The sequence below is a fragment of the Aeribacillus pallidus genome (genome assembly GCF_050478865.1).
Lineage (GTDB): Bacteria > Bacillota > Bacilli > Bacillales > JACDOC01 > JACDOC01.
In genome coordinates this window covers 1-13,314 of the sequence record NZ_JBCNBW010000025.1, presented here as the reverse complement: position 1 = coordinate 13,314, position 13,314 = coordinate 1, and the positions used below count along the sequence as shown (strand labels likewise).

Below are 13,314 nucleotides of genomic sequence, written 5' to 3'. Positions count from 1 at the left end.
ATCGATCGAGGACTTAACCAAGCAAGAAAAGCGGAAGCGCCTCGATTAGCCGCGAAGTGCGCTGGAGGGCTCGCGAGGAGGCTATTGCCGCCACAGCGAGACCGAAGCGACGCGAGAGGCTAGGCGCTGGAGCTAGACAATAAAAAGCGGAAGCGCGATACTCAATGTCCTACTTCATCCTTTATCTAGTTTTGAGGGAATAAAAATAAAAAAACATCTTGCAAAACAACAAGTTCTATGTATAATAGAAAATGTTGTTGATAACTTGTCTGGTGGCGATGGCGAGGAGGTCACACCCGTTCCCATACCGAACACGGAAGTTAAGCTCCTCAGCGCCGATGGTAGTTGGGGGTCTCCCCTGCGAGAGTAGGACGCTGCCAGGCGAAATCGTTCCGCAGTAGCTCAGTGGTAGAGCATTCGGCTGTTAACCGAACGGTCGCAGGTTCGAATCCTGCCTGCGGAGCCATGCTTCCATAGCTCAGCAGGTAGAGCACTTCCATGGTAAGGAAGAGGTCACCGGTTCGAGCCCGGTTGGAAGCTTACACTTTTAAAAATAGTTAAATGGCCCGTTGGTCAAGTGGTTAAGACACCGCCCTTTCACGGCGGTAACACGGGTTCGAATCCCGTACGGGTCACCACGGAGGATTAGCTCAGCTGGGAGAGCACTTGCCTTACAAGCAAGGGGTCGGCGGTTCGAACCCGTCATCCTCCACCATAAATGAATATTGCCGGCTTAGCTCAATAATTGGTAGAGCACGACCGAATAAGCTTCGGAGCGATGCTTCAGCGTACCGCTCGAGCTGCTACTTGAATCAGCTTACCGAGAGTGGGACGACGATAAATAAGGTGGAGTTAAGTCATAAATAAAACCAACATGCCGGCTTAGCTCAATTGGTAGAGCAACTGACTTGTAATCAGTAGGTTGCGGGTTCAAGTCCTGCAGCCGGCACCACCATAACGTGGAGGGGTAGCGAAGTGGCTAAACGCGGCGGACTGTAAATCCGCTCCCTCTGGGTTCGGCGGTTCGAATCCGTCCCCCTCCACCATTCAAAATAAATTAAATTTTGGGCTATAGCCAAGCGGTAAGGCAACGGACTTTGACTCCGTGATGCGCTGGTTCGAATCCAGCTAGCCCAGCCAAGAGCCATTAGCTCAGTCGGTAGAGCATCTGACTTTTAATCAGAGGGTCGGAGGTTCGAGTCCTCCATGGCTCACCAGTTTTGCGGAAGTAGTTCAGTGGTAGAACACCACCTTGCCAAGGTGGGGGTCGCGGGTTCGAATCCCGTCTTCCGCTCCAAAAGAGACCATTGTAAAATGGTTTTTTTGTATTTATGGGGCCTTAGCTCAGCTGGGAGAGCGCCTGCTTTGCACGCAGGAGGTCAGCGGTTCGATCCCGCTAGGCTCCACCATCACACTACATATCGGTAATGAATTCCCCTTAAGCGATTAATGCTTAAGGGGTTTTTTTATTGGGTTCTATGTCAATTGTTGGGGTGTACTTGATGTGAAGTGCACCTCTTTTATATGTATGAAAGTTAAATAAGTGAACATTATACCTTATTTCTGAGTCGTTGAAAGTTACGAATGCCATAAGACATTCGTTTAATGACTTTAATTTTATTGTTAATCCCTTCTAAATAACCGTTTGTGTAGGGATAAATAAACGAATTGATGATTTCTTTCTCCCAGCTTTTAAAGGTTCGTTTCATGTACTGATATTCGTCCAGTCCTGATTCATCAATCGCTTGATACAGCTGTTCCAAGTTAGATCTTACATTCTGCTTATTGCTTTGTGTCATCCATTTTTTAAAGACTTCTTTCACTTGGTAAGCTTTCTTTAAATTGGGGGACAACTCTAAATAATTTCAAATATTATAGCAACCAATAAAAAATAAAGGTATTTACTAAAAGCAAAAAGAATATAATGTAGGGTCGTTTTTTGCGCGGAACAGGTTTAATTTGTGGCTAAAAAGGAGGTTTTATTAAAATGGTCAGTTCGTTATCCATTACAGGAATGGTCATCCAGTTATCTATTTCTATATTGTTTCCCATTGGGTTAATTATTTTTCTTCGTAAAAAAGGTCTTTTTTCATGGAAACCGTTTGGTATTGGGGTTTTAGTGTTTATTCTATTTGCCCAAGTATTTGAGAAAATTTTACATGTCGTAATGATCGAACCGTCAGGTCTTTCGTTAAAATGGTCGGATAGTACGTATTTATTTGTTTTATATGCTGTTTTAGCAGCTGGTATCTTTGAGGAATTCGGACGTTATTTTGGTTTTAAGTGGTTGTTAAAAAAACACCGTGAATACAAAGACGGGTTATCTTTTGGATTAGGTCATGGAGGGATTGAAGCGGTTCTTATTGGGGGATTAGCTGCTGTCAATGCGATTGTTATTGCTTTTATGATCAATTCCGGTGCATTTGATCAAACGATTGCTCTGAACTTGCCAGCGGAGCAAGCAAATTTAATAAAAGAGCAACTATTAGGTGCAACGTTTGGTGAGTTTCTTTTAGCTGGTTTCGAGCGTGTAGCGGCCATTACGGTTCATATTGCGTTATCCCTTCTTGTACTCCTTGGAATACACAATAAACGGTTTGTGTATGTGTTATATGCGGTTCTTTTACACGCTCTATTAGATGTGGTACCAGCTTTATATCAAGTAGGCGTTATAACGAATATATGGGTAGCTGAAGTGGTAATTTATCTGTTTGGTATTGGGGCTTTCTTTTTCATTCGTAACCTTAAAGAACAATTTTAATTGTGCGCACTAGTTTTCTAGTGCGTTTTTTCATTTCTTTTCATTATTATTCCTTTTCTGAACGTTTGTAATCGTATATATATTCATAATTTTGTCGAGTTGAGTCATCTTATGTTTACAAGATACAATGAAAGTAATAATGGCAGGGAGGAATGATAGTCATGAAGAAAATTTCCATCATTGGTGTACCTATGGATCTTGGTCAAATGCGACGAGGGGTAGATATGGGACCGAGTGCGATTCGGTACGCAGGAGTGATTGAGCGTTTAGAGAACATTGGTTACGAAGTTGAAGATCTTGGTGATATTGAAATTGGACGTGCTGAACGTGTACATACAGGAGAAACAAATTTACGTAATTTGAAAGCGGTTGCAGAAGGGAATGAACGCTTAGCAGCAAAAGTGGATGAAGTGGTACAAGGCGGCGCATTTCCACTGATTTTAGGAGGAGACCATAGTATCGCGATTGGTTCATTAGCAGGAATTGCAAAGCATTACCATAATCTTGGAGTCATTTGGTATGATGCGCACGGGGATTTAAATACAGCGGAAACATCTCCATCTGGGAACATTCACGGAATGCCTCTAGCGGTTAGTTTAGGAATTGGCCATCCAACGTTAACTGATTTACATGGGTATTCCCCGAAAGTGAAGCCTGAAAATATTGTTATTATCGGGGCACGTGCTTTAGATGAAGGAGAAAAAGAACTAATTAAAGAAAAAGGCATTAAAGTTTACACGATGCATGAAATTGATCGCTTAGGTATGACCCATATCATGGAAGAAGCTATTTCATACTTAAAAGAACGTACCGACGGAGTTCATTTGTCACTAGATTTAGATGGACTTGACCCAATTCACGCACCTGGCGTGGGAACACCAGTAAACGGTGGAATCAGCTATCGTGAAAGCCATTTAGCGATGGAAATGTTAGCAGAGTCCGGAATTATTACATCTGCAGAATTCGTTGAGGTAAACCCAATTTTAGACGAAAAGAACAAAACCGCTTCCGTTGCAGTCGCCCTGATGGGATCTTTATTCGGTGAAAAACTATTATAATCGTAAAAAGCAGTAGAGAAATCTACTGCTTTATCTTTTGGATTGTCTGCTAGAAAGTCATTCAAAGCATGTGTCCGAAAGTACAGACATGTCCAGTGCGTTAGACAACCGCCTGAAAATCTCCATTTTGTTCTCCACCAATTTTCCAACTCAATCTTCATCCAAAAAACAATCTCACATTTTAAAATAAGACTTCAAAAATAGTAAAAATTTGTTAGGATAAAATAGATGAAAAAAATGAAACTTTATCGCTATTTATTCGTATAGGTGATTAGCCCCTATACAGGGCGGAGGGTAATGTATGGATGCAATAGTAAAAAAAAGAATTAAGCAAGTGTTAAAAGGCGATCAAAGTGCTTATAGTGAAATTGTTGAAATGTATAAAGACCAAGTGTTCCAAATTTGCTATCGCATGCTTGGGAACCGACATGAAGCGGAAGATATGGCGCAAGAAGCGTTTATTCGCGCCTACGTTAACATTCAATCATTTAATCAAAAGAAGAAATTTTCAACCTGGCTTTATCGTATTGCCACGAATTTGTGTATTGACCGAATAAGAAAGAAAAAGCCGGACTATTATTTAGATGCGGAAGTCGAAGGAACCGATGGACTAACGATGTATTCCCAAATTCCACACGACGGAAAATTACCTGAAGAAGAAGTCGTAGGCTTAGAGTTGCAAGAAACGATTCAAAGGGAAATTTTAAAGCTTCCAGAAAAATATCGATCGGTCATTGTTTTAAAATATATAGAAGAATTATCGTTACAAGAGATTAGTGAAATTTTAGACTTGCCATTAGGAACGGTAAAAACGAGAATTCATCGTGGACGAGAAGCACTTCGCAAACAATTACGTCATGTATAGAGAGGGTGAGAAAGATGAAACCGTGTCCCCCGAAAATTGTTGAATATATGCATGAATATTTAGATGAAGAACTTTCAGCTGATAAGGAAAAATTTTTACGAGATCATTTACAAACATGTAAAGAATGTCAACATCATTTTCACGAATTAAAAAAGACAATTGCCTTAGTTCAAAGTACATCTCATATAAAAGCACCTGATAATTTTACAGAAAGCGTGATGCAAAAATTACCGAAAGAAAAGAAAAAAGTAGGCATCAATCGCTGGTTCCGAAACCATCCGTTTTTAACTGCAGCCTCGCTCTTTTTTGTACTAATGATGGGAAGTTTAACAACGACATGGAACGAAGACCAACAATTTTCTTTTACAAAGCAACCGAATTTAGTCGTTGAAAATCATACGGTCATCGTACCAGAAGGAGAAGTAGTCGAAGGAGACATCGTCGTTCGGAATGGGGATATTCGGATCGAAGGTGAAGTAAAAGGAAATGTCACGGTCATTAACGGTAATCAATATTTAGCCTCTGCTGGAAACGTTACAGGCGAAATTGAAGAAATTAATCAAGCGTTTGATTGGTTATGGCATAAATTGAAAGAAGGATTTAAAGAAGCAATGCAATTGTTTGAGCGGGAACCTGTCTTAGAAGAGGAATAAAGTAACTTAAAAGGCTGCTTTTTTACATGGATAAAGCTAGTAAAAGGTGGGAGTCTTTTGGAAGTTAGGGAAGTGGCCTTTTTAATCATCTTTGTAACACTATTTATTCCCGCATTATGGTTGGCTGTAATGAAATATATGACTAGTTATCCCAACAGGGGGTAGCGCTTATTTTTATTATTTGTCCCTGTGATCTTCATAATGTTCGTTAATACTGTTTTCAACGATACGCGTGTATAAGACTATTTGTTTTTCATCTTGATAATTCATCTTCGCATTGTATGGATTAATTTGTTTGTTACAGTAAGGAAGGAACGTAAACAAAACATGCGCGAATAAGGACCATTTCATTGGTCCATTTTCTTTTGCACAAAGGAAGAATGATAAAAAAACAGTGTTTTCTCCCATTATTGGTCTGACGTCAAGTTATGATATAATAAAACAGTTAAGAGATAGAAGTTGAACTATTCGCTCGGGAGTAAGTAAATGGAGGATGAAGCATGCCGTTCTCACAGTTTACCATATTGGATTACCTATCCAATATTTTAGATATATTACTCGTTTGGTTAGTGATTTATAAATTAATAAAAGTGATTCGTGGGACGAAAGCCGTCCAATTATTAAAAGGGATTTTTGTTATTGTTATCGTCCGTTTTCTAAGCGAATTTTTAGGGTTTAATACGCTCAGTTGGATGCTTGAAAAGGCCCTTACTTGGGGTTTTTTAGCGGTCATTATTATTTTCCAACCAGAATTAAGAAGGGCGTTAGAACAATTAGGTCGGGGACGGTTGTTCACACGCAGTAATCAAGAGGAAGAAGAACGTAAAAAGATGGTCGAAGCCATTGTAAAGGCTACGAATTATATGGCGAAGCGACGAATTGGTGCCCTCATATCGATTGAGCGGGATACCGGTATGGGAGACTATATTGAAACCGGAATCTCTCTCGACTCAAATCTATCCTCGGAATTATTAATTAACATTTTTATTCCAAATACTCCATTGCATGATGGTGCGGTGATTATTCAAAAACAAAAAATCGCCGCGGCTGCCTGCTATCTTCCATTGTCGGAAAGCCCATTTATTTCCAAAGAACTTGGAACTCGACATCGGGCAGCGTTAGGAATTAGTGAGGTAACGGATAGTGTGACGATCGTTGTCTCCGAAGAAACAGGAAGCATTTCCATTACGAAAAACGGAGAGTTGTATCGGGATTTGTCACCGGGGGCGTTTGAAGAGTTACTTTCACACGAACTGCTCCTAACGACGAAAACGAAACAATTTTCCTCACCGCGATGGACCTTTAGGGGGAAGAAAAGCAATGGATAAATTAATGGATAGCAGATGGTTTATGAGGATTATTTCCCTCATTTTAGCGATTATGTTGTATTTGTCCGTTAATCCTGAACTAGAGAAATTAGGAACATCCGCCCTCAAACAATCCGACAATACGGAGACCATCCGGGGTGTTCCTGTTGAGGTTATTTATGATTCTGAAAATTTAGTTGTGACAGGGGTTCCGGAAACAGTCGATGTGACGATTGAAGGACCAAGAAGTATTGTTCAATCAACGAAAGCGTTGAAGGATTTTCGTATTTACGTGGACTTGACCAATGCCAATATCGGTGTATCACAAGTACCGATTAAATATGAAAACATTTCGGATAAACTAACGGTAAGAATCGATCCAGCGTATGCCACCGTATCGATTCAAGAACGAGTAAGCAAAGAATTTTCCGTGGAAGCAGAATTTAACAAAAATCAATTAGCAGAAGGATTTATTGCGGAAACGCCGATTATTCATCCAGAAAAAGTGACTATCATCGGGGCAAAAGACGTCATCGACCAAATTAGCTATGTCAAGGCAACGATTGATTGGCAAGGAAAAATTGATGAAACGATATCAAGGGAGGCTTCTATTCTTGTATTGGACCACAACTTAAACAAATTGAATGTCATCGTTCAACCAAAAACGGTCCAAGTGACTATTCCAGTAAAAAACCCAAGTAAAACCGTACCGGTTCGAATTAAAACATCCGGTGAACTACCAGGTGGAGCCGAACTAATCGAAGTGGTTCCTTCAGTCAAAGAAGTGACGTTGTATGGGTACGAAGAAGTGTTAAAAAACATTGATGCACTAGAACTTGAAGTAGATTTAAGTAAAATAAAAGAGACAACCGAAATTACCTTACCGGTTGAATTACAAAAAGGATTAAATAAAGCGAGTGTCCCAAATGTCACCGTTAATGTGAAAATCGATCCAGTGGAAAAGAAAACTTTTGAGAATATAGCGGTGAAAACAGTGGGATTAAGCACATCTTATGAAATGGAGTACGTGGATGAAGGACAAGTCGACTTGACGGTTCAAGGACTGAAAAGTCAAGTCGACCAACTGCAAGCAGAGGACTTCCAAGTATATGTAGATGTTTCCAAATTAGCTGTTGGTGAACATGAAGTAACAATTAAAGTCGAAGGACCTGAACAAGTGATATGGACATTATCCAAGCCAACGCTTCAAGTGAAAATATTTGAAAAACAATCAGCGTAAGAGAATACTTGAGTATGAAGGAGAGAATGATCCAATGGGAAAATATTTTGGTACTGACGGAGTACGTGGGGTTGCAAACTCGGAATTAACACCGGAATTAGCTTTTAAGCTTGGTCGATTTGGTGGATATGTGTTAACAAAAGATACCGACCGTCCGAAAGTGTTAATTGGACGTGACACGCGAATTTCTGGTCATATGTTAGAAGGTGCTCTAGTCGCTGGTTTACTATCGATTGGTGCTGAAGTAATGCGACTTGGCGTCATTTCCACACCAGGCGTGGCCTTTTTAACAAAAGCGTTAGGAGCACAAGCAGGGGTCATGATTTCCGCTTCTCACAATCCAGTAGCGGATAACGGAATTAAATTTTTCGGTCCTGACGGCTTTAAGCTTTCTGATGAGCAAGAAGCGGAGATTGAAAAGTTGCTTGAAATGGAAAAAGACGAACTTCCACGTCCAGTAGGCGCTGATCTCGGCCAAGTGAGCGACTACTTTGAAGGTGGACAGAAATATTTACAATATTTAAAGCAAACGGTGGACGAGGACTTCTCTGGCATACATATTGCACTTGATTGTGCTCATGGTGCGACGTCCTCTTTAGCACCTCATTTATTTGCTGATTTAGAAGCGGATTTATCGACAATGGGGGCTTCACCGAACGGCTTAAACATTAACGACGGTGTCGGTTCTACTCATCCTGAAGCATTAGCAAAATTCGTACTCGAAAAAGGCGCCGACGTTGGTCTAGCATTTGATGGCGATGGTGACCGCTTAATCGCGATTGATGAAAATGGAAACGTCGTTGATGGTGACCAAATTATGTATATTTGTGCGAAATATTTAAACGAACAAAATCGCCTAAAGCACGGTACGGTTGTTTCTACGGTAATGAGTAACTTAGGATTCCATAAAGGATTAGAAGCGCTAGGCATTCAAAGCGTCCAAACCGCTGTTGGCGACCGTTATGTCGTAGAGGAAATGAAGAAAAACGGCTATAACTTAGGTGGGGAACAATCCGGTCACATTATTTTCCTTGACTATAATACGACCGGCGATGGTTTATTGACTGGTTTACAGCTTGTCAACATTATGAAAATGACAAACAAAAAGTTATCCGAATTAGCGGGTGAAATGCAAAAGTTCCCACAAAAATTAGTGAACGTTCGTGTAAAGGACAAGCACCGCGTCATGGAAAACGAAAAAGTAAAAGACATCATTGCACAAGTAGAAGATGAAATGAACGGAAACGGCCGTATTCTCGTTCGACCATCCGGTACGGAACCGCTCGTTCGCGTCATGGCAGAAGCTCCAACAGAAGAAGCGTGCGAGTCATATGTTGAACGAATTGCTGCTGTCGTAAAAGAAGAGATGGGATTAGAAGAGTAAAGGCTAACCGTATGTAGAAGCCGGTCATGTTTGGGAAGGACCTTTTTCATCGATTTGGCATACTTGACTCAAAAATTAAAATGGAGAGCACATATTAGTAATATTAATACGTGCTCTCCTTTATTTTTTATGAGATCAGTCTTAAGAAGATGGACTATGCGTTCGTCCCCCAAAACCTTCATCATGTCTAACGGAATACGGACTATCAAAAAATCTACCCTTTTGGTTTAGGATGTTTTCTTACTCACCAGTCGCAAAATGAAAAGAGCTCCATATTGTTACTCGGCGAACTTTCCTTCTTGATAATCACGAATGGCTTGGTGAATTTCTTCGGTTGTGTTCATTACAAACGGTCCATATGCGACAATCGGTTCATTGACTGGTTCACCAGCATAAAGAAGGACACGTAATTTTTCGTTAGCGCTAACAATCAGTTCGCTTTCCTCGTCCTTATCATGACGACTTAGAAATAATGCTTGCCCTTTCTTTCCCTCGGTACCATCGACACCGAATTTACCGCTTCCTTCTAAAATGTAGAGAAATCCGTTATAACTGCCCGGCAAATCTTGTACGACGCTTGCTCCCGGCTCTAACGTCATTTCTACCATCGTTACAGGAACATGGTTAAGAGTCGAGGCTTTGACCCCCTGCGAAGATCCGGAAAAAACACGAATCACTGCCCCCTTTTCTTGGCGAACCGGCATTTCTTCGGACTTTAAATTTTGATAACGGGGTTCTGTCATTTTTTTCGTGCTCGGTAGATTGATCCATAGCTGTAAGCTATGCACCGTCGACCCTGGCGCTGGATCTTCTTTATGAATCACTCCTCGCCCCGCTGTCATCCATTGAACATCCCCAGGACCAAGTGTGCCATGACCAGCTTTATTGTCAAAATGTTCGAGTTGACCGTCAATCACATACGTCACTGTCTCAATGCCACGATGCGGATGAAAATCAAATGTCCCCCTTTGGAAAATATCCTCCATTAAAAATAAAAATGGGTCATGTTCTTGCCAATTTCCAGGATCGAGTATTGGACCGCTTTTATGAATCGGACTGTTAGTGGTTATTTGAACTGTTTTGATGCATCGAATACGGCGTTGAACAGTCATATTTTCTTCTCCCCTCATTTTTTTACAACGTTCAAACTTACAAATAATACTACCACAATCGTTGGAGTGTGTTCATCTTTATCGTCCTGCAGCTACAAAATAAGAAATAAAGCTCCTCCCTAAGGTTTAAAAACTCTGATTTGGTCAAAAAGGTGATCCGAAAATGGTTTCTATAAGCAATCCTTGTATGTAATTAAAGATGTTTAATTTGACATTTAGGGATTAAAAATAGTTCTATAGATGAATGTCTACTAAGCATTCCTTTGAAGGTCCATACAAGTCGGAAACATAGAAAAAAATATGGTCTTTTAAAAAATGAACTCCTTTCCTTCTGTTGCATACGCTAGAATGTAAGCAGTTACAAATCACTTCTTAGATTTCTGTCAATTGTAATATTTGTAAAAATAGTTGACGAAAAAAAAACCAGTAGTGTATGATTACGTTTGAGTTCATGTTTAGTCAAAAATAGAAAGGTGGGTAGTGGGTAACTAGTTTGTTTGAAAGCGCCCGGACTAAGCCGCTAACGGGACGACACACACGGCTTAGTTGACGAGGAGGAGGTTGATCGATTGTTCGGCGGATGCCTCCCGGTTGCCACGCACAACCGATTTTCCTTTCTTAAAACATCGAGGCAACTCGGTGCACAAAGGGAAGGAAATGCGTGAACAAAAAAATACAGAGATAAGGGGGCAAGAGCGCCCCCAGCCTCTTGCCCCCAAATTTAGGGAGGAAGAGAATTTATGTGTGGTATTGTTGGATATATTGGACAACAAGATGTGAAAGAAATTTTATTAAAAGGATTAGAAAAGCTTGAATATCGAGGATACGATTCTGCAGGTATTGCGGTGAAAAATGCAGAAGGTGTGCACGTTTTTAAAGAAAAAGGACGCATTGCGGACCTTCGTAATATTGTGGATCCAAGCGTTGAAGGAACGGTAGGTATTGGTCATACACGCTGGGCAACACACGGGGTACCAAACCGCTTAAACGCTCATCCACATCAAAGCGCATCCCAACGTTTTACGCTTGTTCATAACGGGGTTATCGAAAACTATGCGATTTTAAAACGTGAATACTTACAAGATGTTACGTTAAAAAGTGATACGGATACAGAAGTTATTGTTCAACTTGTTGAGCTATTTGTAAATGATGGACTAAGCGTAGAGGAAGCGTTCCGTAAAACTCTTACGCTATTAAAAGGTTCTTATGCGTTAGCGTTAATCGATGCAGAAGACGATACAACGATTTATGTTGCGAAAAATAAAAGCCCATTACTTGTCGGTTTAGGAGAAGGATTTAACGTTGTGGCTAGTGACGCGATGGCGATGCTTCAAGTGACAAACCAATTCGTTGAACTAATGGATAAAGAAATGGTCATCGTGAAAAGAGATGAAGTCACGATTAAAAACTTAGAAGGAGAAGTCATCACTCGCGATCCGTTCACTGCGGAGCTTGATGCTTCTGACATCGAAAAAGGTACGTATCCGCACTACATGTTAAAAGAAATCGACGAGCAGCCGTTAGTCATGCGTAAAATTATTCAAGCATACCAAAACGAAAACGGCGAATTAACCATTGACGAAGAAATCATCCAAGCGATGAACGATGCGGACCGCATCTATATCGTAGCGTGCGGAACAAGCTACCATGCCGGTCTTGTCGGAAAACAGCTCATTGAAAAATGGGCGAACATTCCGGTAGAAGTTCATGTGGCGAGCGAATTTAGCTACAACATGCCGCTTCTATCTGAAAAGCCGCTCTTTATCTTCATTTCTCAAAGCGGTGAAACAGCAGACAGCCGTGCGGTACTTGTTCAAGTAAAAGAAATGGGCTACAAAGCGTTAACGATTACGAACGTTCCTGGTTCAACACTATCTCGTGAAGCGGATTACACGTTACTTCTTCATGCAGGACCAGAAATTGCGGTAGCATCCACAAAAGCGTACACAGCACAAATAGCTGTACTTGCGATTTTAGCGGACGTTACAGCAAAATCTCGTGGCAAAGTACAATCGCTTGACTTAGTTCACGAGCTTGGTATCATCGCCAACGCAATGGAAGTACTTTGCGATGCGAAAGAAGAATTCGAACAAATCGCTCGCGAATATTTAGCTACAACACGCAACTGCTTCTTTATTGGTCGTACGGTGGACTACTATGTCGGTCTTGAAGGAGCGTTAAAGCTAAAAGAAATCTCTTACATCCAAGCGGAAGGATTTGCTGGTGGAGAGTTAAAGCATGGTACAATTGCGTTAATTGAAGAAGGCACACCAGTCATCGCGCTTGCATCACAAGAAAATGTCAACTTAAGCATTCGTGGAAACGTCAAGGAAGTCGTTGCCCGCGGCGCGAACCCTTGCATCATTTCCATGAAAGGCTTAGAAACAGAAGACGATCGTTTCGTCATCCCAGAAGTACATCCAATGCTAACACCTCTTATCTCTGTCATTCCGTTACAACTTATTGCTTATTATGCGGCTCTACATCGTGACTGCGACGTCGACAAACCGCGTAACTTAGCGAAGTCCGTGACGGTGGAGTAATTTTAGGGGACATTTTTAGGGGACAGTCCCGCTCTGCTTTAAAGTGTTAAAAAGTGAAAAACACACGTTTCGGAGTGAAAGAATTATACTCCGGGCGTGTGTTTTTATTTTTGCGCATTAACAGTAACAATTGAGTGGGTATTTGTAAAGGGTGAATGTTCTTCATGATGAGTAATAATAAAGTTGTTTAATTACAAAATACAGTCGTTTAATTCACGAAAGGTTGTTGTTTATTTCAAAATAAAAGTGCAGAGCTTTGCAAAGAAAAAATGCAGAGAACTGCACTTTATTAATAAATAAAAAAGGCTCTATAATAAATGTTGGGGTTTTCATACAATTTTGGTCAAAAAAAAAGACACGCAACCCCGTCATTCTTTTATACTTGAATTGT

Annotated in this window: 10 protein-coding genes, 10 tRNA genes and 1 rRNA gene; 19 read left to right on the top strand and 2 right to left on the bottom strand. The window is 40.8% G+C overall.

The genetic code is table 11. The features are described from left to right. Nucleotides 1–268: 268 nt before the first annotated feature. The 11 genes from rrf to ABES52_RS06280 all read left to right on the top strand — a co-directional run bounded on the left by rrf (nucleotide 269) and on the right by ABES52_RS06280 (nucleotide 1,409). Nucleotides 269–383, top strand: a 5S ribosomal RNA gene (gene rrf / locus ABES52_RS06330). 8 nt (nucleotides 384–391) lie between these two features. After that, nucleotides 392–466: transfer RNA gene (locus ABES52_RS06325), tRNA-Asn, on the top strand. Nucleotide 467: 1 nt separating this feature from the next. Continuing rightward, nucleotides 468–540: transfer RNA gene (locus ABES52_RS06320), tRNA-Thr, on the top strand. Between the two features lie 23 nt (nucleotides 541–563). Continuing rightward, a tRNA-Glu gene (locus ABES52_RS06315) sits at nucleotides 564–638 on the top strand. 1 nt (nucleotide 639) lies between these two features. Further along, nucleotides 640–715 (top strand) — tRNA-Val (locus ABES52_RS06310). 161 nt (nucleotides 716–876) lie between these two features. Continuing rightward, nucleotides 877–952 (top strand) — tRNA-Thr (locus ABES52_RS06305). Nucleotides 953–961: 9 nt separating this feature from the next. Then, nucleotides 962–1,046: transfer RNA gene (locus ABES52_RS06300), tRNA-Tyr, on the top strand. Between the two features lie 19 nt (nucleotides 1,047–1,065). Further along, a tRNA-Gln gene (locus ABES52_RS06295) sits at nucleotides 1,066–1,140 on the top strand. Between the two features lies 1 nt (nucleotide 1,141). Further along, a tRNA-Lys gene (locus ABES52_RS06290) sits at nucleotides 1,142–1,217 on the top strand. Nucleotides 1,218–1,222: 5 nt separating this feature from the next. Further along, a tRNA-Gly gene (locus ABES52_RS06285) sits at nucleotides 1,223–1,297 on the top strand. Nucleotides 1,298–1,333: 36 nt separating this feature from the next. Continuing rightward, a tRNA-Ala gene (locus tag ABES52_RS06280) sits at nucleotides 1,334–1,409 on the top strand. A gap of 141 nt (nucleotides 1,410–1,550) precedes the next feature. On the opposite strand, the gene ABES52_RS06275 is transcribed toward ABES52_RS06280, so the two are convergent. After that, nucleotides 1,551–1,853 carry a transposase gene (locus ABES52_RS06275; protein WP_429650056.1) on the bottom strand — a complete coding sequence of 101 codons (303 nt, stop codon included), beginning with the start codon at nucleotides 1,851–1,853 and terminating at the stop codon, nucleotides 1,551–1,553. A gap of 134 nt (nucleotides 1,854–1,987) precedes the next feature. Between ABES52_RS06275 and ABES52_RS06270 the strand changes: the two genes are divergently transcribed. The 7 genes from ABES52_RS06270 (at nucleotide 1,988) to glmM (ending at nucleotide 9,268) form a co-directional block, all read left to right on the top strand. After that, on the top strand, nucleotides 1,988–2,761 hold the full coding sequence (locus ABES52_RS06270; RefSeq protein WP_429650054.1) for a YhfC family intramembrane metalloprotease: 774 nt from the start codon (nucleotides 1,988–1,990) through the stop codon (nucleotides 2,759–2,761). A 161-nt stretch (nucleotides 2,762–2,922) separates the two neighbouring features. Beyond that, on the top strand, nucleotides 2,923–3,819 hold the full coding sequence (gene rocF, locus ABES52_RS06265; RefSeq protein WP_429650052.1) for an arginase: 897 nt from the start codon (nucleotides 2,923–2,925) through the stop codon (nucleotides 3,817–3,819). 301 nt (nucleotides 3,820–4,120) lie between these two features. Further along, a complete protein-coding gene (sigW, locus tag ABES52_RS06260) occupies nucleotides 4,121–4,684 on the top strand; it encodes an RNA polymerase sigma factor SigW (RefSeq protein WP_429650050.1) in 564 nt (187 codons plus the stop codon). A gap of 14 nt (nucleotides 4,685–4,698) precedes the next feature. Continuing rightward, nucleotides 4,699–5,337: a zf-HC2 domain-containing protein gene (locus ABES52_RS06255; RefSeq protein ID WP_429650048.1), complete on the top strand. Its 639-nt coding sequence runs from the start codon at nucleotides 4,699–4,701 to the stop codon at nucleotides 5,335–5,337. Between the two features lie 500 nt (nucleotides 5,338–5,837). Beyond that, nucleotides 5,838–6,665, top strand: a complete 828-nt coding sequence (gene cdaA, locus ABES52_RS06250) for a diadenylate cyclase CdaA (RefSeq protein WP_429650046.1) — start codon at nucleotides 5,838–5,840, stop codon at nucleotides 6,663–6,665. Next, a complete protein-coding gene (locus ABES52_RS06245) occupies nucleotides 6,658–7,884 on the top strand; it encodes a CdaR family protein (RefSeq protein WP_429650044.1) in 1,227 nt (408 codons plus the stop codon). The genes cdaA and ABES52_RS06245 overlap by 8 nt, the downstream gene beginning before the upstream one ends. A gap of 34 nt (nucleotides 7,885–7,918) precedes the next feature. Beyond that, on the top strand, nucleotides 7,919–9,268 hold the full coding sequence (gene glmM / locus ABES52_RS06240) for a phosphoglucosamine mutase (RefSeq protein ID WP_429650042.1): 1,350 nt from the start codon (nucleotides 7,919–7,921) through the stop codon (nucleotides 9,266–9,268). A gap of 278 nt (nucleotides 9,269–9,546) precedes the next feature. Here glmM and ABES52_RS06235 read toward each other — a convergent pair whose 3' ends face one another. Beyond that, nucleotides 9,547–10,380 (bottom strand): pirin family protein, encoded by an 834-nt coding sequence (locus ABES52_RS06235; protein ID WP_429650040.1) that lies wholly within the window; start codon nucleotides 10,378–10,380, stop codon nucleotides 9,547–9,549. A 740-nt stretch (nucleotides 10,381–11,120) separates the two neighbouring features. On the opposite strand from ABES52_RS06235, the gene glmS reads away from it, so the two are divergent. Then, nucleotides 11,121–12,923 (top strand): glutamine--fructose-6-phosphate transaminase (isomerizing), encoded by a 1,803-nt coding sequence (gene glmS, locus ABES52_RS06230; RefSeq protein WP_429650038.1) that lies wholly within the window; start codon nucleotides 11,121–11,123, stop codon nucleotides 12,921–12,923. Nucleotides 12,924–13,314 lie beyond the last annotated feature (391 nt).

What these genes read in the sequence shown, in the direction of transcription:
- ABES52_RS06270 (WP_429650054.1), top strand. Translation starts at nt 1,988, where the DNA reads ATGGTCAGTTCGTTATCCATTACAGGAATGGTCATCCAGTTATCTATT.
- rocF (WP_429650052.1), top strand. Translation starts at nt 2,923, where the DNA reads ATGAAGAAAATTTCCATCATTGGTGTACCTATGGATCTTGGTCAAATG.
- sigW (WP_429650050.1), top strand. Translation starts at nt 4,121, where the DNA reads ATGGATGCAATAGTAAAAAAAAGAATTAAGCAAGTGTTAAAAGGCGAT.
- ABES52_RS06255 (WP_429650048.1), top strand. Translation starts at nt 4,699, where the DNA reads ATGAAACCGTGTCCCCCGAAAATTGTTGAATATATGCATGAATATTTA.
- cdaA (WP_429650046.1), top strand. Translation starts at nt 5,838, where the DNA reads ATGCCGTTCTCACAGTTTACCATATTGGATTACCTATCCAATATTTTA.
- ABES52_RS06245 (WP_429650044.1), top strand. Translation starts at nt 6,658, where the DNA reads ATGGATAAATTAATGGATAGCAGATGGTTTATGAGGATTATTTCCCTC.
- glmM (WP_429650042.1), top strand. Translation starts at nt 7,919, where the DNA reads ATGGGAAAATATTTTGGTACTGACGGAGTACGTGGGGTTGCAAACTCG.
- ABES52_RS06235 (WP_429650040.1), bottom strand. Translation starts at nt 10,380, where the DNA reads ATGACTGTTCAACGCCGTATTCGATGCATCAAAACAGTTCAAATAACC.
- glmS (WP_429650038.1), top strand. Translation starts at nt 11,121, where the DNA reads ATGTGTGGTATTGTTGGATATATTGGACAACAAGATGTGAAAGAAATT.